Source organism: Mongoliibacter sp., from assembly GCF_007692705.1.
In the GTDB taxonomy this organism is placed as follows: domain Bacteria; phylum Bacteroidota; class Bacteroidia; order Cytophagales; family Cyclobacteriaceae; genus Mongoliibacter.
Genome location: NZ_REBN01000177.1, coordinates 1 through 20,895, shown reverse-complemented (window position 1 = coordinate 20,895; position 20,895 = coordinate 1). Strand labels below are relative to the sequence as shown.

The following is a 20,895-nucleotide window of genomic DNA, read 5'->3' as shown; positions in this document are numbered from 1 at the left end:
ACCCCTTTAATGGCATAGGCATTGCAAAGTGTGAGAGCATAAACCAACTATAATTTATTATGAGAAATACTATGAAGAATTTCAGAAAAGGATTTTTGATTGCCTCAATAGCCCTGTTTGGATGGGCCTGTTCAGAAGATCAGGGTGAAACTTTTGATGAACCAAAAAGCAGTGCTTCACTTTCTGCTACTGTGGAAGGTGAAAACTCAAATCCACCTGAGCTCACTGAAAGAATCATTGTAAACGGATTTTCAACAACTGATTTTAAAGTAGGAATGAAAGAAGTGGAAATGCGTTATGCTGCGAAAGCAGATATCCTGGCAGGAATTGGTCTCGGTGGTATAACGCTAAATACTGCTGTGAATACTTCTCTTCAAACCAATGCATCTAAGGAGCAAACCTTGGTCTTGATGTCATCCGGGAATGTTCAATCTGAAACTGTGGCACAGGGTGAAACTCCTGATGGGAGTTACCAGGAAATAGATTTTAGGCTTTACAAAAACACAACAGCCGAAACTTCAGAAACAATGAAGGATAAGTCTCTTTGGATCGGTGGACAGATAGGTGGAGATGATGCATCGATTTGGTTGGATCAGGAAATGTTGATTACAGCAGAATCTGCCGATGAAGATGGAGTAATGGTAGACGGGGACACCGCTATGGAGGTTGTGTTTAATTTAAACAAGCTTTTTGAAGGGATTGATTTTTCTGCAGCAGTAGATAGCAATGCGGATGGAATGATAGAGATCGGACCTGGAAGTGAAGATGAAAATGCTGCCATATTGGCCCAAATAGAAAGTAATATTTCTTCAGCCGTAAGTTTTAAGAAGAAATAAACCATCATAAAACAACAGAAAAAAGGCCGGAATTTCCGGCCTTTTTTGTTTTCTTTGGAACTATCAAAAAACTCCAAAAAAGATAATATTATGCAGGATCCAAAGAGCCTTTCTTCAGTAGCAGCATTCCATCAAACATTTAAACACCCGGTATTGCCAAGTCCTCAAATCCCCGATAAGTCTAGGTGCAATTTGAGGATATCTTTGATTGCGGAAGAGTTGAGGGAATTGGAAGAGGGAGTTGCCAATAAGGACATCGTGGAAATAGCAGATGCCCTATGTGATATCCAATATGTGCTTTCCGGAGCCATTTTGGAATTTGGATTAGGTGAAAAATTCAAGGACTTGTTTGATGAAGTACAGCGTTCCAATATGAGCAAGGCCTGTAAAAGTGAAGAGGAAGCTCTTGCCACTCAAGCCCATTATCAAAGTCAGGGGGTGGAGTGTTTTTTTGAAAAAGAGGGTGAGTTGTATTTGGTGTACCGTGCTGGAGATAGGAAGACTTTAAAGTCTATCTATTATTCTCCTGCAGACCTGGAAAAGTTCCTAAAATAAAATACAAAAGCCCCACATTTCTGTGAGGCTTTGTACCAGGAGCGGGAATCGAACCCGCACGGCCGTGAGGCCACAAGATTTTAAGTCTTGCGTGTCTACCAATTCCACCATCCCGGCTTCACTCAGGCTATGCCGGAGCTACTTATTCTTAAACAACAAAGCCCTTATGTAAAGGGCCTTTTTGTGAGCGAGAGACGAGATTCGAACTCGCGACCCCGACCTTGGCAAGGTCGTGCTCTACCAACTGAGCTACTCTCGCTTTTCAAGAAACATTTTGACTTTGACCTTTCGTCTCCGTCATTTGTGTGTGCAAAGGTATATCAGTTTTCCAAATTTGCAAAAAGCGCATCTAAAAAAAATTTGCTGAGAAAAAGGAATCTGCTCCTTAAAATTGATAGTCAGCAACTTAATTGAGCTTTAAACTTGCCAAAATTTTTACCATTTCCGCAGCATTCTTGGCATTAAGCTTTTTGAGGATTTTTTTTCGGTGAGTAAATACCGTGTTTCTGGATATACATAATGCTTCTGCAATTTCGGTAGAGCCCATTCCTTTGGCGATCAGTTTGGCAATTTCTAGCTCTTTTTTAGTGAGTAGAAGCTTTTCCAAAGCTTTATCATCTTTTTTGAAAACTACTTTTTCGCCATTATCTTTTATATAAGAAAAACTCCAATCATAGCCTGTGAGGTGTTCATGATTAGTGACCTGAAGTCCGATGTGCAAATCAAAAATAAAATTGCCCTGCATATCTATCAGATAAGGTTTTGCTTTGGTGAAAAACCAGATTTCTTCTTGTGTAAACTTATGAAGCCATCTTAAAGTATAAGATAATTCAAAAGTTTTTTTTTCACTTAAGGTGGCTTTTTCAAATTTTTCCAGCACTAGGTTATTGAACTCAACATGCTCTCTTGCATCATCTGGGTGTAATGCTGAGATTACTCCCGCTATTCCATGACTTTCCAAGAACTCTGTAGAATAACCACTTATATCCTCAATATTTTTTGTGAAGAATGCCAAGCTCAGATCTCTGTAGTCAAAGCAACCCATAACCAAACCTTCTTTCATAGCGAGGGCCTGACTCATCTTCTTTAAGTCTTCTATTACCTGTTTTTCCTCAGGTACACTGATTGGGCCCTTTTTATTCCAGTAGGAAAAAAAATCGGAAAGTTTATTCTGTTTTTGAAGCTCCTCAATCAAGCTGATTCCCATATATTGGCTTTACTATTTGGTGTTTTTGACCACAAGCTAACAAATTATTCAATAATCAGGCCTCAAATTTTTTCTTGATTTCATTCAACTTGAGTAAGGCTTCTACTGGAGATATCGTGTTGATATCTATTTGCTCCAGCATTTCCTGGGCTTCCTTAAATTTTGGATCGATATCAAAAAGGCTTAATTGATAGTTGTTTTTTGGTATTTCCTTTAATTTTTCGTTGGAAGCATTCATAGCCTTATCTTTTTCCAGATGAAGCATGATCTCGGATGCCCTTAGTACTACAGCATTGGGCATTCCTGCCATTTGTGCCACATGTATACCAAAGCTGTGTTCGCTACCTCCCTCTTTTAACTTCCTCATGAATATTACTTTATTGCCAACCTCTTTTACCGAAACATTGAAGTTTTTGACTTTTGGAAAATCCTCAGTCAATTGATTCAATTCGTGGTAATGGGTAGCAAAAAGGGTTTTTGCCCTGAATTTTGGGTGATTGTGTAAGAACTCCACAATAGACCAGGCGATGGAAATGCCATCGTAAGTGGAAGTTCCTCTTCCAATCTCATCCATTAATACCAGGCTTCTGTCAGAAAGATTGTTGAGAATGCTTGCTGTTTCAGTCATTTCAACCATAAAAGTTGACTCACCTTTAGATAAATTATCCGAAGCTCCTACCCTGGTAAATACCTTATCGATAATGCCGATTCTGGCATAGGAGGCTGGAACAAAACTGCCCATCTGGGCCATCAAGACAATCAGTGCAGTTTGTCTCAATAGAGCAGACTTACCCGCCATATTCGGTCCTGTAATGATAATTACCTGTTGTTTATCGTTATCCAGGTAAATATCATTCGGTACATATGGCTCGCCGATGGGTAATTGTTTTTCAATCACAGGGTGTCTACCGTCTTTGATCTCCAAAGAATCAGTATCGGCAATTTTAGGTTTACAGTAATTATTGGCTTTAGCTACCCTAGCAAAAGACAAAAGGCAATCTGCTGTTGCTAAAACCCTGGCATTTTGCTGGATTTGGGTAACATAGTCAGCGGCATCCTGAACCAATGCCAAGAAATACTTTTGCTCAATGGCAATCATTCTTTCTTCAGCATTTAGTATTTTTTCTTCATACTCCTTCAGTTCCGGAGTAATGTACCGCTCTGCATTGACGAGCGTTTGTTTTCTGATCCATTCCTGAGGAACCTTGTCTTTGTGTGAGTTGGTCACTTCAAGATAATACCCGAACACTTTGTTGAAAGCGACTTTGAGAGAGGTGATACCGGTTCGTTTCAGTTCTCTTTGCTGAAGTGCTACCAAATAATCCTTTCCGGTATTGGCGAGTCCACGGTATTCGTCCAACTCATCGTCAACATTGTCTTTGATGATGTTGCCTTGATGAATCAGCATAGGGGCATCTTCCTGCAGTTCTTTTTCGATTTTTTCCAATAAAAATTCACAGGAATGTATTTGGTCGGCAAGTTTCTTAAGAGCGTTATTCGAGGTTTCCTTCAATAATGCCTTGATTGGCAAAGTACTTTTCAGGGCCTTTTTCAATTGGTTCATCTCCCTTGGGTTGATTCTTCCAACAGCTACCTTGGAAATCAGCCTTTCCAGGTCTCCTATATGTTTCAGGTGAGTCAGAATCTCTTCTCCTAGCTCAGGTTTATTGTAAAATAATTCTACAATTTTCAAGCGTTCTTCTATGGGTTCTTTTTCTTTTAAGGGAAGGACCAACCACTTTTTCATCATTCTAGAACCCATCGGGGTCACTGATTGGTCTAGAATACTGATCAAAGGAACGCCGCCTTCTTGCTGAGAAAAAACCAATTCAAGGTTGCGGATAGTAAATTTATCAAGCCATACATATTTTTCTTCGGCTATCCTGGATAGCGAAACAATATGTTTAACCTCCTTGTGTTCGGTTTCTTCCAAATAGTAAAGGATTCCTCCTGCTGCTATGGTAGCAAGTTGTAGGTTTTCTATACCAAAGCCTTTTAGGTTTGCAGTAGAAAAATGGTTTTTAAGTTTTTCATAAGTGTAATCATACTGAAAAACCCAATCCTCACAGTGAAAAACCGTATAGTTGTCTTTTAGCATCTCCTGTGCTCTGGCTTTGGAAGCTTTGGAATAGATTACTTCCGAGGGAGCAAAGCTTTGCAACAATTTTTCGATATAAGACACGCTGCCTTCGGAAGCCATAAACTCTCCTGTAGAGAGATCCAAAAATGAAATACCAAGGGTGTCTTTGCCAAAGTAGATAGATGCGAGGTAATTGTTTTTCCTTTTATCTAAGACATTATCGTTAAAGGATAGTCCAGGGGTGACCAATTCGGTAACTCCTCTTTTTACGATTCCTTTTACTCCTTTAGGATCTTCAAGCTGATCGCAGATGGCCACTCTATTTCCTGCTCTTACGAGTTTTGGCAGATAGGTATCTAGTGAATGATGGGGAAATCCTGCCAATTCAATATGAGACGCGGAGCCATTTGCTCTTTTGGTGAGAACAATGTCCAAAACTTTGCTGGCAGTTATGGCATCTTCACCGAAGGTTTCGTAAAAATCTCCAACCCTGAAAAGTAGCAATGCTCCAGGATGTTTTGCTTTGATAGCGTTATATTGCTTCATCAGAGGAGTTTCCTTAACTTCTTTTACCTTCGCTTTGGCCATATTGTCCTCTATTGTTTACTTTCTGTTATTTTTAGGAAATATTAAAAGCCTGAAATTATAATATATCAAAAGGGAAACAAAACAGCATGAGAAAATTAAGCATGGAAGAATTGAATAGGCTATCGGTAGATGAATTTAAAACGACAAAAAAAATACCCATTACAGTCGTTCTAGATAATATAAGAAGCTTAAATAATGTGGGTTCTGCTTTCAGAACTTCGGATGCTTTTTTAATTGAAAAAATCATGCTTTGTGGAATCACTGGGCAGCCTCCGCATAGAGATATCCAAAAAACAGCTTTGGGTGCTACTGAGTCTGTAGATTGGGAATACTTTGATGATACTGCTGCAGCAATTGAGCAGCTGCGGGAAGAAAACTACACAATATGTGCCTTAGAACAGGTAGAGAATAGTGTGAAGCTACATGACTTCATTCCCGGGCAAGGTATTAAATATGCGCTTGTTTTTGGGAATGAAGTTTTTGGGGTGGAAGACAATGTACTTAAATCCTGCGATCACATTCTGGAAATCCCTCAACTTGGGACCAAGCACTCTTTGAATATTTCAGTTACTATGGGAATTGCGATATGGGATTTCGTATTTAAAATGGGTGTTTTGAGCAAATGAGTCATATTTTAGGACAAAAAAAAAGGGACCATAGGTCTCCTTTTTTTTGTTGTTTGGTATTTGCTTTAATCTTCTTTGAACTTATCAACAATGTATAAAAATAGGTTGAACGATAAAGTCGACATGTTCTCCTTTTTGATATCTTTTTCCCCGCCTTGTCTGTAAATCGGGTTTTCTTTTCTAATGTTATTTAATCTATTTGTGTTTTCCTCTTTGTTGTATGTGTTATTTCTTGCAGAATTTTCAACCCTTGTATCATAATTAGACTCTGGACTTTCATAGCTGTTATAAAGGTCAGAATTTCTAGGGATGTCATTGATCTGCTTTTCCCTTTCCGTTTGGGCAAAAGAAGCAAAACTCAATAAAAAACAAACACTAAAAGCAATCATAAGCTTCGTTTTGCTCTCGAGAGAAATTTTGTTGGGAACTGACATATTGTGTGGTTAGCTATTAGCTTAGGTGAAACTAGGTTTTTTCGCAAATGTTTCCAAATTTACAAAAAAATTTATGCCAATGCAAACGATTGACTTTAGTGATTTTCAGCGAATAGAATTGAGGATTGGTACCATCATCAAGGTAGAGTTTTTTTCAAAAGCGAAAAAGCCTGCCTACAAACTTTGGATAGATTTAGGAGAACTGGGAGTGAAAAAATCTTCAGCACAGATTACAAAAATTTATCAAATGGAGGAATTAATCGGAAGGCAGGTGTTGTGTGTATGTAATTTTGAGCCAAAGCAAATAGCTGATTTTATGTCAGAGGTATTGGTAACAGGCTTTCAGAATAATGAAGGGCATATTGTGCTTTCATCTGTAGATTTCCCTGTACCGAATGGGGCCAAACTTCATTAAATAAAAATCTTTAGGCCTTGTTCTGTCAATTCGGTTTTGTAAACCTCTAAGTCCCTGCAATCTCCGCTTTTTACTTGGCCCGTTTCCAAGTCAAACCTATATTCATGAAGCGGGCAAATGATTTCATTGAAACCATTGATTTTCCCCTCATTCAAGGCTGCCATTCGATGAGGGCATTGTGGTTCGAATGCGAAAATTTCTTGGCCTGATTTGACCATACAGACTTTTTTTGCTCCAAGTTGAACTGTTTTGATTTGCGCTTCAGGAAGCATTTCCTCGACCTGTTTTCGGCTTTGTCCAAGCGTGAAAGTTTTCATAATGGTTTTAATATTTGTAAATTACTGGTTATAAACCTAACATAAACATACCATGAAAAAAATATTGATACTGCCATTATTGTTTTTAACAGGTCTCCTATATGCTCAAAATATAGAAGGGGCATGGAAAATGACGCATAAAAACGGTCAACCTGTGACAGGTGAAGAATATGTCAAGCTGTACCAAGATGGATATTTTGCCTTTGGAGCCAAAGAGTCTGATTCCAACAAATTTTTGGGAGCAGGAGGGGGAGAATTTTCATTGAATGGGGAAGACTATTCGGAGACTTTGGACTTTTATACCTTCAAGCCTGAGTATGTTGGAAACACTACAAAATTCCATATCAACATGGCTGATGGCAGGATGGTAATCACTGCAGACCTTGACGGACAAACCTTGGTGGAAATATGGGAAAAGGTTGGCTCAGGATCAAATGACTTGACTAATAATTGGGTATTTACCGGAAGACAACAAGATGGAGAAATTTCTAGAAGTACTCCAGGTGACCGTAGGACGGTAAAGATCCTTACAGGTGGAAGGTTTCAATGGATAGCCTTTAATTCTGGTACAAAAGAATTTATGGGAACAGGGGGCGGAACTTATATTGCTGACGACGGTAAATATACTGAGACAATTGAGTTTTTTTCCAGGGACGATGATAGGGTAGGTGACAGTTTGAATTTTACCTATAGAATTTTGGATGGGGAGTGGCATCATAGCGGCTTAAGCTCAACAGGTAATCCGATTTATGAGATATGGACTCGTTATAAAGACGCCTACAAACCCGCTAAATAAATTCAACTTCAATATCTAAAGTCCTCTTCAACCTAAAATAGAAATTATTAAATTCTAAATTGATATATGTTTTTTGGAGGGTAACATTTGTCTGAATAAAAAATGATGACTTGAAAATGTGGATAAATAGAACTTAAAAAAAACATTACTTAAGCCTTGAAATTTAATTTTCAGGGCTTTTTTTTATAACAATTTTACTTCCTGATGTCTATAACAGCTTATCAAATGATCATTTACAAGCCCTGTGGCCTGCATGTGCGCATAGAGGATGGTGCTTCCCAAGAATTTAAAGCCTAACTTTTTCATGTCTTTGGCAAGTTTGTCAGATATTTTGGTGTTTGGGGGTACCTCTTTCATACTGGCAAAGTTATTTTGTATAGGAGTGCCACCCACATATTCCCAGATAAAATTACTGAAACTGCCAAATTTTTCCTGAACTTTTAAAAATCGCTTAGCATTATTCACTGCTGAGCGGATTTTTAGTTCATTTCTGATGATTTCTTTATTATTGATTAACTCTTTGATGTAAGATTCAGGAAATTCAGCGATGCTAGTGTAATCGAAGTCTGCAAAAGCTTTTCTGTAACCTTCTCTTTTTTTCAGAATTGTGGACCAACTTAAACCCGCTTGTGCACTCTCTAGCACTAAAAATTCGAATTGCTTCCTGTCATCCCTTACAGGAACTCCCCATTCCTCATCATGATACCTTTGGTAAGCGTCAAAACCTAAGCACCAGGGGCATTTGGACAATGGGGTTTGATTTTGTGGGTTCATGCTTTTATTTAATTTAAGAGATTACTCTACTGATTCGAGAAGTGTCCTGAAAACCACAAATTTATCCTTAAACTTATCTATGGTGTCTTGCTGAAGTTTTGGGGCATATTCTTTTTGATATTCCATTAAGAGCTCCATACTTTCAGCAAAGTATTGTACAGAATAATTGACGCTTCCATCCTCTGCATCATGCATTATCCTATAAAATTTATTTTCGATAAATTTGCCAGTGGCAAGCACATCAGGAATGTGGGTATCCTTCATCCAATTCACCCACTCCTTTTCTACCCCTTTTTCAATATTTACAGTAACATTATATAATATCATTGGAAATCAATTTTATAGTTAATTTTGTCAGCTTCAAACAAGAACAAATATAGTTCGATACAGTTAAAAAGTCTGTTAAATCGCGATTTGATTATCTTTTATTTACCAATAATGCAAGAGCAACTGACCAAAAATACTAAAGAAGTCCAGAAGAATTCGTCTCAGAATTACATCAAAATTTTCCAGATAATCATCAGCATTTTCTATTTGGTAGGTTTGATAGGTATGTCTATACCAAGTTTACGGCCATATTTTCAGATGCTTACACCTTTCCATTTGTTATTAAACTTCGGAATACTTCTTTATTTTCATAAAGACTGGAACTATTCATTTTTGATATTCATAGCTGTTGGATTTTCATTGGGGTATGGGTCTGAGGTTATGGGAGTACACACAGGTTTTCCATTCGGAGATTATTGGTATGGTGATGTATTGGGTTGGCAGTTGTTTGAAGTTCCACTAATGATCGGGATTAATTGGCTTATTTTGGTTTATTGTACCGGGAACTTATTTCATGAAAAAATCAGTAATGATTGGCTTGCTGCCGGCTTAGCTTCCTTGATGATGATGCTCATAGATGTCATCATAGAACCAGTAGCAGTAACCTTGGATTTTTGGAAATGGGAATCTGATATCATTCCTTTATCCAACTTTTTAGGCTGGCTGGCTGTGGCTTTTATAATTCAACTCTTTTACAGAAAATTAAACTTTAATAAAAAAAATGCAATTTCCTGGTATTTATTGTTCAATTTAATAACATTCTTTGCAGTATTAAACTTTATCCTGTAGTGAGAAAAATTTTCAACGAAACATTCTGAAGACTTTAAAGTTGCCTATATGATGTATGCCATTCTCTTCATAATTATTGGATTTGTTGCAATGGAATTTTCAGGCTGGTTCATTCATAAATATATCATGCATGGACCTCTTTGGAATATACATAAAACGCATCATCAGCCTAGTAAGGGATTTCTAGAGCTTAATGATTTGTTTTCGCTATTCTTCGGAAGTGTCGCAGTTCTTCTGATCTTTCTAGGAGTGGCTGAACTAGATTACAGGTTTTGGATGGGTGTAGGGATTAGTCTTTACGGTATTCTCTATTTCGTGATTCATGATGTTTTGGTTCACAGAAGAGTAAAAATGTTTGAAAGACCAAGAAACAGGTTCTTGATGAGCATATTCAAAGCACATCAGGCACATCATGCTACCAATAAAAAGGATGATGCAGTTTCATTTGGACTCTTCGTCGTTCCTAGAAAGTACTTTAAAAATAAATCAAAGTGAGCACTTATTCTATTAAAGATCTTGAGCAACTTTCCGGTATCAAAGCCCATACACTAAGAATTTGGGAACAAAGATACAATTTGCTTTCTCCGAAGCGGACAGATACCAATATCCGTTTTTATGATGATGATGACCTTAAATTAATTCTCAATGTTGCTCTTTTGAACGACAATGGCTTCAAAATAAGCAAAATTGCAGGAATGACGTTTCTGGAAATGAAAGAGGAAGTAGTAAGGCTTACAGAGAAAAATCTTACTTATGATGATCAAATCCATGCACTGACGATCTGTATGATCGAAATGGATGAAGATCGCTTTGAAAAAGTGCTATCTACAAATATCCTCAAGATAGGTTTTGAACAAACCATGTTGAACATCATCTATCCGTTTTTATCCAAAATTGGAGTTCTCTGGCAAACAGGAGCTATAAATCCAGCCCAAGAGCATTTCATAAGTAATCTTGTCCGTCAGAAATTAATAGTCGCAATTGATGGACAGGTATATAAAGGAGGAGGAAAGAAGTTTTTATTATATCTTCCTGAGGGCGAACTTCATGAAATTTCATTGCTTTTTGCTACTTTTTTGATCAAGTCAAAAGGTCACAAGGTTGTGTATTTAGGACAAAACACCCCCAAAGAAGATCTAAAGCTAGTCTATAAGCTTCATAGTCCGGAATATCTTATGACGGTGATCACTACTTCACCAAATTCCCAAGAAGTTCAATGTTATATAGACAATTTGTCAAGCCTCTTTAAAGATTCGCAGATCATTATTTCAGGTTATCAGATTGTTGGGCAAGATCTTCGGATGCCAAAAAACGTAAAAGCTTTGCACTACATCAGACAAATTAAAGAATACTTGGAGGAGATTGAAATCGAGTTTCAAGAGAAATAGTTAAGAATATTTTAAATAAATTAAACAAAGTGGGATTATTTAATCCCACTTTTTTTTATCAAAAAACTCCTAAATTAGAGCAATAGGAGTGATTTAGAGATTTATTTGAAGGGTTTACGTAAATCTTGTTTAATAAAAATGAAAAAAAATTAGACAAAACTTTTGGATTATGTTTAATCATTACTACATTTGATTAAACAAAAATCAGAAAGCCATGACAACTCTAGAATTTAGTTACTCACTTCACAAACTATCCAGTTCTTTGAAGCCCTTCGCACTGAAATTAACAAGGGACATGGATGATGCTAATGACCTTTTACAAGACACAATGGTTAAAGCCTTCACAAACAAAGACAAATTTACAGAAGGTACTAACTTGAAAGCATGGCTTTATACGATTATGAAAAACACCTTCATTACCAACTATCAAAGAATGGTAAGAAGAGGCACATTCGTAGATACCACAGATAATCTACATTATATCAATTCAGGATCTATTCTTATAGAAAATGGAGCTTATGGTGACTTTACCATGGATGATATCCAGTTAGCTATTGAAAAATTGGATGATGTTTATAAAGTTCCATTTATGATGCATTACAAGGGATTCAAATACCATGAGATAGCAGACAAACTGGAAATTCCCATTGGAACTGTTAAGAATAGGATACATATTGCAAGGAAAATTTTGAAAGAAGACCTTCACGTGTACAGACACAAAAATTAATTTATATGGTTCAAAAGAAAGTGTTGGTGATTGGTTCCGGCTTTGCAGGATTATCAGCAGCCACACATCTTGCGCATCTTGGATATCAAGTAACCCTTTTAGAGAAAAATTCAACCCCCGGCGGAAGAGCAAGAAAGTTCGAAGCCGAGGGTTTTACTTTTGATATGGGCCCAAGTTGGTATTGGATGCCAGATGTGTTTGATACTTATTTTTCTCATTTTGGTAAAAAGACAGCTGATTATTATGACTTGATTCGCCTAGACCCTTCTTACACGGTAGTATTTGGGGAAAAGGATTTTATGGATATTCCAGCCAACCTTGCGGAATTCAGAAAATTACTTGAATCAATAGAACCCGGGGTTGGACCTAAGCTCGATGAATTTCTCAAGCAGGCAGCCTACAAATATAAAGTTGGAATCCAAGATCTGGTGTATAGACCCAGCCGGTCCCTGATGGAGTTTGCCAGCCCTAAGCTACTGGTAGATATGATCAGGATGGATATTTTTCAATCCATGTCAAAACACGTCAGGAAATTTTTCAAAGAGGATAAAATTATAAGGTTGATGGAATTTCCGGTTTTGTTCTTGGGAGAAACAGCCCAAAACATACCGGCCTTGTATAGCCTTATGAATTATGCAGATATAGTCTTAGGTACTTGGTATCCTGCCGGCGGAATGCATAAGATCATAGAAGGAATGGTGAGTCTAGCCGAAGAAAAAGGCGTAAATATTCGTTATGATGCTGAGGTTGCTGAAATTATTGTTAAAAATGATAAGGCTGAATCAGTACTCTTGAATTCCGGTGAAAGTTTCGATGCAGATATTATTGTAGCTGGAGCAGATTACCATCATGTAGATAGCATGATGTTAGCGCCGGAATACAGAAATTACAATGAAGCATATTGGGATAAAAGGGTGATGGCTCCATCAAGCCTACTCTTTTATATTGGAGTGGATAAAAGGCTGAAAAATCTTAGACATCATAATTTATTTTTTGATGAACCTCTTGGGCCACATGCTGATGCGATCTACACTAATCCCAGATGGCCTGAAAAGCCACTTTTCTACGCATCTGTTCCTTCTATCACAGATCCAACTGTAGCACCGGAGGGAAAAGAAAACCTATTCTTATTGATTCCTCTAGCTCCCGACCTTGAAGATTCAGAGGAGTTGAGGGAAAAATATTTCCACATGATCATGGATAGGTTAGAAAAGCTAACTGGTCAAGATATAAGAAACCATATTATTTATAAAAGGTCATATGCTCATTCAGATTTCAAGTCTGATTATCATGCTTTCAAAGGTAACGCATATGGCTTAGCCAATACTTTGCTTCAAACAGCTATATTGAAGCCTTCCTTGAAGAATAAAAAAGTTAAGAATCTCTACTACACGGGTCAATTTACTGTTCCTGGGCCGGGAGTACCTCCGTCATTGATTTCAGGTCATGTGGTGGCAAAAGAAGTGATCAAAGAAAACAATCTGTAGATAAATTTGTATATTATCAGTATGGATGCAATTCAGCTCTTCAACCAAACCACCTTTGAGTGCAGCAAGCTTATCACCCAAAGGTATAGCACTAGCTTTACACTGGGGATAAAAACCCTTGATACAAAATTCCATTTGCCTATTTATGCCATCTATGGTTTTGTAAGGTATGCAGATGAAATAGTGGACACTTTTCATGACAAAGACAAAAAATCACTTTTAAGTTTGTTTAAAGCAGACACTTATAAAGCCATAGAAGATAAAATAAGTCTGAATCCGGTACTTCATGCTTTTCAACTGGTGGTAAACCAATACAATATTGATAAAAGTCTTATTGAAGCTTTTTTGACAAGTATGGAAATGGACCTGGATTTCAAAACTTATAATGATTCCAGGTACCATGAATATATTTATGGCTCAGCTGAAGTGGTTGGTCTGATGTGCTTAAAGGTGTTTTGTGAAGGAGATCAGGCTATGTACGAAAGACTGAAAGATCCGGCATGTAAACTTGGTGCAGCCTTTCAGAAAGTGAATTTTCTAAGAGATATCAAGAGTGATTACGAAGAAAGGGGAAGGGTTTATTTTCCTGGAGTGGATTACAATGAATTCAACCTGGATGCAAAAACCCTAATAGAAAAAGATATACAAAACGATTTTGATGATGCTCTTGAAGGAATTAAAGGTTTGCCTGACGGTGCAAAATTAGGGGTGAAAGTAGCCTACCTTTATTATTTGAAACTTTTCAAAAAAATAAAAAGTCTTGCTCCTGAAGTCATAACACATGAAAGAATTAGAATACCCAATGCTAGAAAAATCTCGCTTTTGTTGGGGACTTATTTTGGCAGTAAATTAGGTTTAAGCTAACGAATGGAAAAGTTTCTATACCTCACTCTAAACATATTGACCGGTTCTTTTGCTTTGGTCAAGTCCTATATAAGCAGGATTCAATATGCTGAAAATTGGTGTCTGCTTCTCCAAAGCTTTGCATTTACCCTTTTATTGATGAATGTATCCATTTATGAAAGAATCAATGCTTTACAAACAATTCCTAAAGTCAAAAGTTTATAGCCTATGAAGAATCTCCAAGTCCATATCGACCAGCATTCAGGCTTTTGCTTTGGAGTGGTGTATGCCATAGAAATGGCAGAAGAAATCCTTGATGAACAAGGTTATCTGTATTGTCTGGGAGATATTGTTCACAATGATGAAGAAGTGAACAGGCTCACAAAAAAAGGATTAAAAATCATAGATTATAATGATTTGAAGGACCTATTCAACGAGAAAGTTCTTATTAGGGCTCATGGAGAACCACCTTCTACATACGAACTAGCAATCAACAATAACCTGACATTGATAGATGCAAGCTGTCCTGTCGTACTCAAGTTACAATACAGAATCAAAAACTCATTCGATAAAGAAGAGTCAATTTATATTTATGGAAAGCATGGACATGCGGAAGTGATAGGACTTTTGGGTCAGACAAATAATAAAGCAGTGGTTTTTCAGGATATCAAAGAGTTAGATCTTGCCAAACTTCCCAAAAATATTACACTTTACAGTCAGACTACCAAAAGCACCGATAAATTTTACGAAATCAATCAAATCCTCAAAGAGAATGGCATTACAGTCAATACCAATGACACCATTTGCAGACAGGTTTCCAACAGGGATAAAGAATTGAGAGATTTTGCAGAAAAATTTGATCACATAGTTTTTGTAAGCGGGACAAAATCATCCAACGGAAAGGTTTTATTCAACGTATGTAAAGAAAAAAATGTAAATACCTACTTCGTGTCAAATCCAGACCAAGTTGAAGATTCTTGGTTCAAAGATGGTGAAACAGTTGGTATATGTGGGGCTACTTCCACGCCAATGTGGTTGATGGAACAAGTAAAAGTGAGGATTCAAACCTTTTAGGTGCCATAATCTTCCTACCTTTGTACAGTGCAGTCAACTTCAACACATATAGATAGAAAAATAGATCCCAAAGGTATTCTTATTGGATTATCCGTAATTTTTATATGGGCCATTTCTTTAATTTTTCTCTTACATTGGGAAATAAATTGGACGAACCCCCTCACCTATTTAGCAATCTTTTTTCAGACGCATCTTTATACCGGGCTTTTCATCACGGCTCACGATGCGATGCATGGAATAGTTTCTTCCAACAAAAAAGCCAATCATGCAATAGGATTTATTGCTGCATTGCTTTTTTCCTATAATTTCTATTGGAAGCTTTATCCAAAGCATCATGAACATCACAGGTTTGTAGCAACGGATAAGGATCCTGATTATCACCAATCGGATAATTTTTTTATTTGGTATTTGAGTTTTGTAAGACAGTACGTTACTATTTGGCAATTTTTATTAATGGCTATTACATTTAATATCCTTAAGCTTTTTCTTCCTACAGAAAATCTTATTGTGTTTTGGATGCTGCCAGCTATACTTTCCACCTTACAACTCTTTTATTTTGGAACTTACTTGCCTCATATGGGAGACTCTGAAAATAAACACCACTCTAAAAGTCAGTCCAAAAACCATATTTGGGCATTTGTATCCTGTTACTTTTTCGGATATCATTTCGAACATCATGATTCTCCCGGCACTCCTTGGTGGAGGTTGTGGAGAGTAAAGGAGGAGAACGCCTAAATAAACGGGCCTGTTTTACTCAGTGTTAACCACCAGGTTAAGAGACTTTCTTTCGGATTCTAGTTTAAAGTTTAACCCTTATTTTATCCAGCTTTCATATTTTTGAGATTTATTGGGTATAACCGAAAACAATTTACTTTATTTTAATCTTTTACAGGTATTGTTAATACCCAATTATGAAACACTCTTTACTGCTTTTTTTGATTTTATCTCATATTTCGGTTCTGTTTGCCCAAGAAGGTGTAGTCAGAGGAAGGGTATTTAACCCTATAAATAATGAGGCTGTTCCATTTGCAAATGTACTCGTACTTAATACGGATTATGGAACCGTAACTGATGAAAATGGGGACTATGAAATTACCGGTATCGAACCTGGATTATATAATATCAGGGCAAGTTTTGTAGGGTTTAGATCAAAAACTGAATTTGAGGTTCAGATTTCGCGTGCAAGGGCATTGAGACTGGATTTCGAATTAAAGGAAGAAGCATCTGACTTGGGGGAAGTGACAGTAGATGCTAAATTCTCCAGGTCTGATGAGACACCAATTTCAGTGAGGAGTCTTAATACGAATGAAATAGAAAGGTATCCAGGTGGAAATAGGGATATCAGTAGGGTTATTCAGTCTTTACCGGGAGTTGCCAGTACGGCGAGCTTCAGAAATGACATCATCATTAGAGGTGGTGCTCCAAATGAAAACAAATTTTTTATTGAAGGGATTGAAGTGCCGGTGATCAATCATTTTGCAACTCAGGGTTCATCAGGAGGGCCCGTTGGCATATTGAATGTAAATCTTATCAAAAATGTGGATGTCATTACGGGAGGCTTTCCGGCTGATAGGATGAATTCATTAAGCTCTTTCTTTGAATTTGACTTGAAAGATGGGAGGAAAGATAAGATGTTTACCCAAGTCACAATAGGAGCCAGTGAGTTTACGGTTTCCAATGAAGGTCCAATTGGAGAAAATACAACCTATTTGATTTCTGCAAGACAATCCTACCTTCAGTTTTTGTTTAGGGCCATTGGTTTACCTTTTTTACCAACTTTCAATGACTTCACAGTAAAAACCAAAACCAAAATTAATGATAAGACCGAACTTACATTTTTAGGTGTTGGAGCGATTGACCTTTTTTCCTTGAATTTCGATGTGCCTAACAATGAAACTGAGGATGAAAGAGAAAATAGGCTTTACTTATTGGAAAACCTACCTATATCCACACAATGGAATTATACTACTGGTCTGAAACTGAAAAGATTCAGAGAAAACGGGTTTTGGAATTTTATTCTAAGCCGGAATATGTTGAATAACCGATCATTCAAATATTTTCAAAATGATGATTCCAATCCGGCCAATCTTTTATTTGACTATACTTCTCAGGAAAGTGAAAATAAGTTTAGGGTAGAAAATAATATTTTCAAAGGAAGAACTACGATCAAGTATGGAGCAAATTATGAATTTGCCAGGTATTTTATCAGCAATTTTGATCGTTTTACCCTGGCTGGAGAAGGTGGAGTCATAGAGGTTAACGACAGGAGTTTTTTCAATAGTTATGGGGCATTTATCTCAGCAAGCCAAACCTCCAAGAATGACAGGCTTTTACTGACCGGAGGGGTACGTATAGATGGATCTGATTTTGGAGAAACTGCCAGAAATCCTTTAAATCAAATTAGCCCAAGAGTATCTGCATCCTATCAGATAGTACCACAATTATTTTGGACAGGAAATGTGGGTATCTATTATCAAAAGCCCCCTTATACAGCTTTAGGTTTTAGAAATAACGAAGGTGAATTGGTCAATCAATTGAATGATATCAAATTTATACGGTCTACGCATTTTGTTACAGGCATAGAAAAAGTGATCCCCGAGAAAAGCAGGAGATTCAGTCTGGAAGGTTTTTATAAACTTTACGCCAATTACCCTTCTTCACTCAGGAATGGTATCGCATTGGCCAATTTGGGGGCGGATTTTGGAGTGATCGGCAACGAAGCGGTGAATTCAGATTCTGATGGCAGGGCTTTTGGTTTGGAGTTTTTGGCACAGCAGCGCTTATTCAATGATTTTTTTGGTATAGCTTCTGTCACTCTAGTACGGTCAGAGTTCACCAATCCCAATACGGAAGGGTTTGTACCTTCTGCTTGGGACAACAGGTTTATTGTCAGTCTTACTGCAGGGAGAAGATTTGATAGAAATTGGGAGATTGGAGCAAGGTGGAGATATTTAGGAGGAGTACCATTTACACCGATAGATGTAGAAACATCTTCATTGAGAGAGGTTTGGGACTTAAGAGGCCAGCCAGTGTTAAACTTTGACCGCATCAATGCAGAGCGACTTGACGCTTTTCATCAGTTAGATTTTCGGGTGGACAAAAGATACTTTTTTGATAAGTGGAATTTGAACTGGTATCTTGACATTCAAAATGCATATAATTTTCGTGCAGACCAGCCACCACTTTTGGTACCAGAACGGTCAGAAGAGGGTATGCTGGTGGTAAATCCAAATGATCCCAGTCGCTACAAAATGAGACTGATAGACAATCCAGCAGGAACTATATTGCCTACTATTGGGATCATTGTAGAGTTTTAGATCAAATACCGCTGATTTCATTATTTTTGTCTCGATGAAAAAATGTATGCTTTTCTTGGGACTTATTTTTTATGGATCCCGTATTTTGATAGCGCAGGAAGTGGGAGAGCCCGAGAGAAAAGCAGGAGTAGCTGAGAGTCTCTTTGATTTTGGAGATGCGGTAATAGATTTTATATCAGGAGAGAAATGGGCTATTATTCCCGCTGTGGTATATTCACCTGAAACCAGTCTTGGGCTTGGAGCTAGGGCTATCCGTGTTTTTAGGTTTAAAGATGACAGTAGTACCGTCCTGAGGCCCTCCACTTTACCCATTACATTTCTGTATACACTGAATAATCAAACGATTTTCACGACGGAACTGGACCTTTGGGCCAATGAGAACAGGGATTATCTTAATGCAAGGTTAGAACTATCAAATTTTCCCTTCAGGTATTATGGAATAGGAAATGAGCCAATCCTGACTGAGGGCGAGTTTTATACTACCAGATTTGCATATTTTCACCTAAACTATGAAAGGAGAATAGCAGAAGGGGTTTACCTGGGTCCTCGTTATGAATTCCGTGTCGATGACATCAGAGACAGGCAGGAAGGAGGAGTTTTGGAAAGTACACAGCCATTGGGCTTTGATGGACAGAGGCTTTCAGGCTTGGGTATTGTGGGGAAATATGACACCAGAGATAATATTTTTCAGCCCAAGAAAGGTTGGAATAACAGTTTATCTTATATGGGTTTTGCTTCTTTTTTGGGAAGTAACTTTACATTCAGTCAATATGTACTAGACCTGAGAAAATATCTGAATGTTTCCCAAAATCAGGTTTTGGCAGTTCAGTCATGGTGGAGCTTTACCGCGGGTGCAGCTCCATTTCAACACGTCTCCCTGATTGGTGGGAGCGAACGCATGAGAGGGTTCTTTGAAGGACGCTACAGGGACAGTCATGCTATGGTGCATCAGGCCGAATACAGGTTACCTGTTTACAGGAATTTTGGAATGGTATTTTTTGGGCATGCAGGTCAGGTTGGACAAGAGTTCAGTCAGTTTGACTGGAACAGGTTTCGTTATGGTGCAGGATTTGGGTTCCGCTACAAACTCAATCAGGAAGGATTGAATATTCGGCTGGATATCGCCTTTGGAGATCAGAGGGCCTTTTACTTTGGGCTGAATGAAGTGATTTAATATCCTACAATTTTGGATTTGTATATCAATAAAAAAACCACCTTGTCAATAAGGTGGTTATGTATTTTCATTAATGGATTTAATCATTGAAAGTGGTATAGGAAGACCAATACACCTGAAAAGGCTGGTTTTCTTTGGTCTTTGATTTCAAGTTTTACGTTGACCTCTGCCTTTATGGTACCTCTAAGGTTGACCACATTTTTAAGATTGGCATTTAGTCTCACTTCAGAATCGACCAGCACTGCCTGAGCAAAGCGCAGGTTTTCAATACCATAATTCACCATCATTTTCAGATTTTTTACCTGTACGATCTGCTCCCATAAGTAAGGGACCAACGAAAGGGTGAGGTATCCATGTGCGATGGTATTTCCGAAAGTGCCTTCAGTTTTAGCCCTCTCTGGATCAGTATGAATCCATTGCTGGTCAAGTGTGGCATCCGCAAATTTCTGAATTTGCGCTTGGGTAATGTTATGGTAATCAGATACTCCAAGGTCCTGGCCTATGAATTTTTCGAAGTCTTCAAAGCTTCCAATGGTAATCTGGCTCATATTTTTAGATTTTTAGAAAAATAAAGGTATTAAAAAAATACATATTCAGGAGGACCGGAATAACTTTATGGGAAATTAGGAAGCAAACAAAAGTAAATAAGCTACTCTTAAATTATTCAGCAACCCATTCAGAAATGAGTAAAAATAGTCCTACGCCCAAATACATTCATGGCTACCAGGAGGTGGAGCAGGAAAGGTTACGCGAGCAAGCATCCGTTATTGAAAGGCCGATTTATGATTTTCTCGATTTCTCCGGAGTGAAAGAGTTGCTGGAAATAGGTAGTGGTGTGGGAGCACAGACAGAAATTCTGCTCAGGAGATGGCCGCATCTCAAAGTCACTGGGGTTGAGTATGAGTCCAGGCAAATTGCCAAAGCCCTGAAAAATATGGAGGCACTTGGGTATGGGGAAGAGCAGGTAACTTTCATTCAACAGGATGCCAAAAACCTATCCCTGACTATGCAGTATGATGCAGCTTTTATCTGTTGGGTTTTAGAACATATCCCAGAACCGGAGAAAGTGCTACACAGCGTCAAGCCTTTTTTGAAGCCTGGTGCCATAATATCTCTGACTGAAGTTTTCAATGCGACTTTC

At 37.8% G+C, this 20,895-nt stretch carries 24 protein-coding genes and 2 tRNA genes; 17 read left to right on the top strand and 9 right to left on the bottom strand.

What is annotated here, in order from left to right; all coding sequences use genetic code 11:
* The first annotated feature begins 59 nt into the window (after positions 1-59).
* Positions 60-836, top strand: a complete 777-nt coding sequence (locus tag EA341_RS12500) for a hypothetical protein (RefSeq protein WP_293014934.1) — start codon at positions 60-62, stop codon at positions 834-836.
* Between the two features lie 90 nt (positions 837-926).
* On the top strand, positions 927-1,391 hold the full coding sequence (locus tag EA341_RS12495) for a nucleoside triphosphate pyrophosphohydrolase family protein (protein ID WP_293014931.1): 465 nt from the start codon (positions 927-929) through the stop codon (positions 1,389-1,391).
* A 33-nt stretch (positions 1,392-1,424) separates the two neighbouring features.
* Here the strand turns inward: EA341_RS12495 and EA341_RS12490 are convergent.
* From EA341_RS12490 to mutS, 4 genes are all read right to left on the bottom strand, one after another.
* Positions 1,425-1,508, bottom strand: a tRNA-Leu gene (locus EA341_RS12490).
* Positions 1,509-1,577: 69 nt separating this feature from the next.
* A tRNA-Gly gene (locus EA341_RS12485) sits at positions 1,578-1,650 on the bottom strand.
* Between the two features lie 147 nt (positions 1,651-1,797).
* Complete coding sequence (locus tag EA341_RS12480) at positions 1,798-2,598, bottom strand: response regulator transcription factor (RefSeq protein WP_293014929.1); 801 nt, start codon at positions 2,596-2,598, stop codon at positions 1,798-1,800.
* 55 nt (positions 2,599-2,653) lie between these two features.
* On the bottom strand, positions 2,654-5,266 hold the full coding sequence (mutS, locus tag EA341_RS12475) for a DNA mismatch repair protein MutS (RefSeq protein ID WP_293014926.1): 2,613 nt from the start codon (positions 5,264-5,266) through the stop codon (positions 2,654-2,656).
* 86 nt (positions 5,267-5,352) lie between these two features.
* On the opposite strand from mutS, the gene EA341_RS12470 reads away from it, so the two are divergent.
* Complete coding sequence (locus tag EA341_RS12470) at positions 5,353-5,892, top strand: RNA methyltransferase (protein WP_293014924.1); 540 nt, start codon at positions 5,353-5,355, stop codon at positions 5,890-5,892.
* A gap of 65 nt (positions 5,893-5,957) precedes the next feature.
* On the opposite strand, the gene EA341_RS12465 is transcribed toward EA341_RS12470, so the two are convergent.
* On the bottom strand, positions 5,958-6,281 hold the full coding sequence (locus tag EA341_RS12465) for a hypothetical protein (protein WP_293014922.1): 324 nt from the start codon (positions 6,279-6,281) through the stop codon (positions 5,958-5,960).
* Positions 6,282-6,405: 124 nt separating this feature from the next.
* Here EA341_RS12465 and EA341_RS12460 point away from each other — a divergent pair, with 124 nt between their 5' ends.
* Positions 6,406-6,741 (top strand): tRNA-binding protein, encoded by a 336-nt coding sequence (locus EA341_RS12460; RefSeq protein ID WP_293014920.1) that lies wholly within the window; start codon positions 6,406-6,408, stop codon positions 6,739-6,741.
* Here EA341_RS12460 and EA341_RS12455 read toward each other — a convergent pair.
* Positions 6,738-7,058, bottom strand: a complete 321-nt coding sequence (locus tag EA341_RS12455) for a Rieske 2Fe-2S domain-containing protein (protein ID WP_293014918.1) — start codon at positions 7,056-7,058, stop codon at positions 6,738-6,740. The two genes, EA341_RS12460 and EA341_RS12455, sit on opposite strands and share 4 nt — an antisense overlap.
* Positions 7,059-7,110: 52 nt before the next feature.
* Between EA341_RS12455 and EA341_RS12450 the strand changes: the two genes are divergently transcribed.
* Positions 7,111-7,854, top strand: coding sequence for a hypothetical protein (locus EA341_RS12450; RefSeq protein WP_293014915.1), 744 nt, complete (start codon positions 7,111-7,113; stop codon positions 7,852-7,854).
* A 183-nt stretch (positions 7,855-8,037) separates the two neighbouring features.
* On the opposite strand, the gene EA341_RS12445 is transcribed toward EA341_RS12450, so the two are convergent.
* On the bottom strand, positions 8,038-8,628 hold the full coding sequence (locus EA341_RS12445; RefSeq protein WP_293014913.1) for a DNA-3-methyladenine glycosylase I: 591 nt from the start codon (positions 8,626-8,628) through the stop codon (positions 8,038-8,040).
* 21 nt (positions 8,629-8,649) lie between these two features.
* Complete coding sequence (locus tag EA341_RS12440; protein WP_293014910.1) at positions 8,650-8,955, bottom strand: DUF4286 family protein; 306 nt, start codon at positions 8,953-8,955, stop codon at positions 8,650-8,652.
* A 111-nt stretch (positions 8,956-9,066) separates the two neighbouring features.
* On the opposite strand from EA341_RS12440, the gene EA341_RS12435 reads away from it, so the two are divergent.
* The 11 genes from EA341_RS12435 to EA341_RS12385 all read left to right on the top strand — a co-directional run bounded on the left by EA341_RS12435 (position 9,067) and on the right by EA341_RS12385 (position 19,754).
* Entirely contained in the window at positions 9,067-9,744 is a 678-nt protein-coding gene (locus EA341_RS12435) for a carotenoid biosynthesis protein (RefSeq protein WP_293014907.1), read from the top strand.
* A 48-nt stretch (positions 9,745-9,792) separates the two neighbouring features.
* Complete coding sequence (locus EA341_RS12430) at positions 9,793-10,239, top strand: sterol desaturase family protein (protein WP_293014904.1); 447 nt, start codon at positions 9,793-9,795, stop codon at positions 10,237-10,239.
* Positions 10,236-11,132, top strand: coding sequence for a MerR family transcriptional regulator (locus EA341_RS12425; RefSeq protein WP_293014902.1), 897 nt, complete (start codon positions 10,236-10,238; stop codon positions 11,130-11,132). Before EA341_RS12430 ends, EA341_RS12425 begins: the two co-directional genes overlap by 4 nt.
* A gap of 214 nt (positions 11,133-11,346) precedes the next feature.
* Positions 11,347-11,859, top strand: a complete 513-nt coding sequence (locus EA341_RS12420; RefSeq protein WP_293014899.1) for an RNA polymerase sigma factor — start codon at positions 11,347-11,349, stop codon at positions 11,857-11,859.
* A gap of 5 nt (positions 11,860-11,864) precedes the next feature.
* Positions 11,865-13,346, top strand: a complete 1,482-nt coding sequence (locus EA341_RS12415; protein WP_293014896.1) for an NAD(P)/FAD-dependent oxidoreductase — start codon at positions 11,865-11,867, stop codon at positions 13,344-13,346.
* A 21-nt stretch (positions 13,347-13,367) separates the two neighbouring features.
* Positions 13,368-14,210 carry a phytoene/squalene synthase family protein gene (locus EA341_RS12410; RefSeq protein WP_293014892.1) on the top strand — a complete coding sequence of 281 codons (843 nt, stop codon included), beginning with the start codon at positions 13,368-13,370 and terminating at the stop codon, positions 14,208-14,210.
* A gap of 3 nt (positions 14,211-14,213) precedes the next feature.
* The gene (locus tag EA341_RS12405; protein WP_293014889.1) at positions 14,214-14,414 is read left to right on the top strand and encodes a hypothetical protein; all 201 of its coding nucleotides are present in this window, start codon (positions 14,214-14,216) and stop codon (positions 14,412-14,414) included.
* Positions 14,415-14,417: 3 nt separating this feature from the next.
* Positions 14,418-15,263: a 4-hydroxy-3-methylbut-2-enyl diphosphate reductase gene (locus EA341_RS12400; RefSeq protein ID WP_293014886.1), complete on the top strand. Its 846-nt coding sequence runs from the start codon at positions 14,418-14,420 to the stop codon at positions 15,261-15,263.
* A 27-nt stretch (positions 15,264-15,290) separates the two neighbouring features.
* Entirely contained in the window at positions 15,291-15,998 is a 708-nt protein-coding gene (locus EA341_RS12395) for a fatty acid desaturase (RefSeq protein WP_293014883.1), read from the top strand.
* A 176-nt stretch (positions 15,999-16,174) separates the two neighbouring features.
* Positions 16,175-18,580, top strand: a complete 2,406-nt coding sequence (locus EA341_RS12390; RefSeq protein WP_293014881.1) for a TonB-dependent receptor — start codon at positions 16,175-16,177, stop codon at positions 18,578-18,580.
* Between the two features lie 34 nt (positions 18,581-18,614).
* A complete protein-coding gene (locus tag EA341_RS12385) occupies positions 18,615-19,754 on the top strand; it encodes a BamA/TamA family outer membrane protein (RefSeq protein WP_293014879.1) in 1,140 nt (379 codons plus the stop codon).
* An 83-nt stretch (positions 19,755-19,837) separates the two neighbouring features.
* Here the strand turns inward: EA341_RS12385 and EA341_RS12380 are convergent, their stop codons facing one another.
* On the bottom strand, positions 19,838-20,302 hold the full coding sequence (locus EA341_RS12380; RefSeq protein ID WP_293014877.1) for a MaoC family dehydratase: 465 nt from the start codon (positions 20,300-20,302) through the stop codon (positions 19,838-19,840).
* Between the two features lie 134 nt (positions 20,303-20,436).
* Here EA341_RS12380 and EA341_RS12375 point away from each other — a divergent pair.
* The coding region (locus tag EA341_RS12375) for a trans-aconitate 2-methyltransferase (RefSeq protein ID WP_293014874.1) at positions 20,437-20,895 on the top strand (459 nt) is incomplete at its 3' end.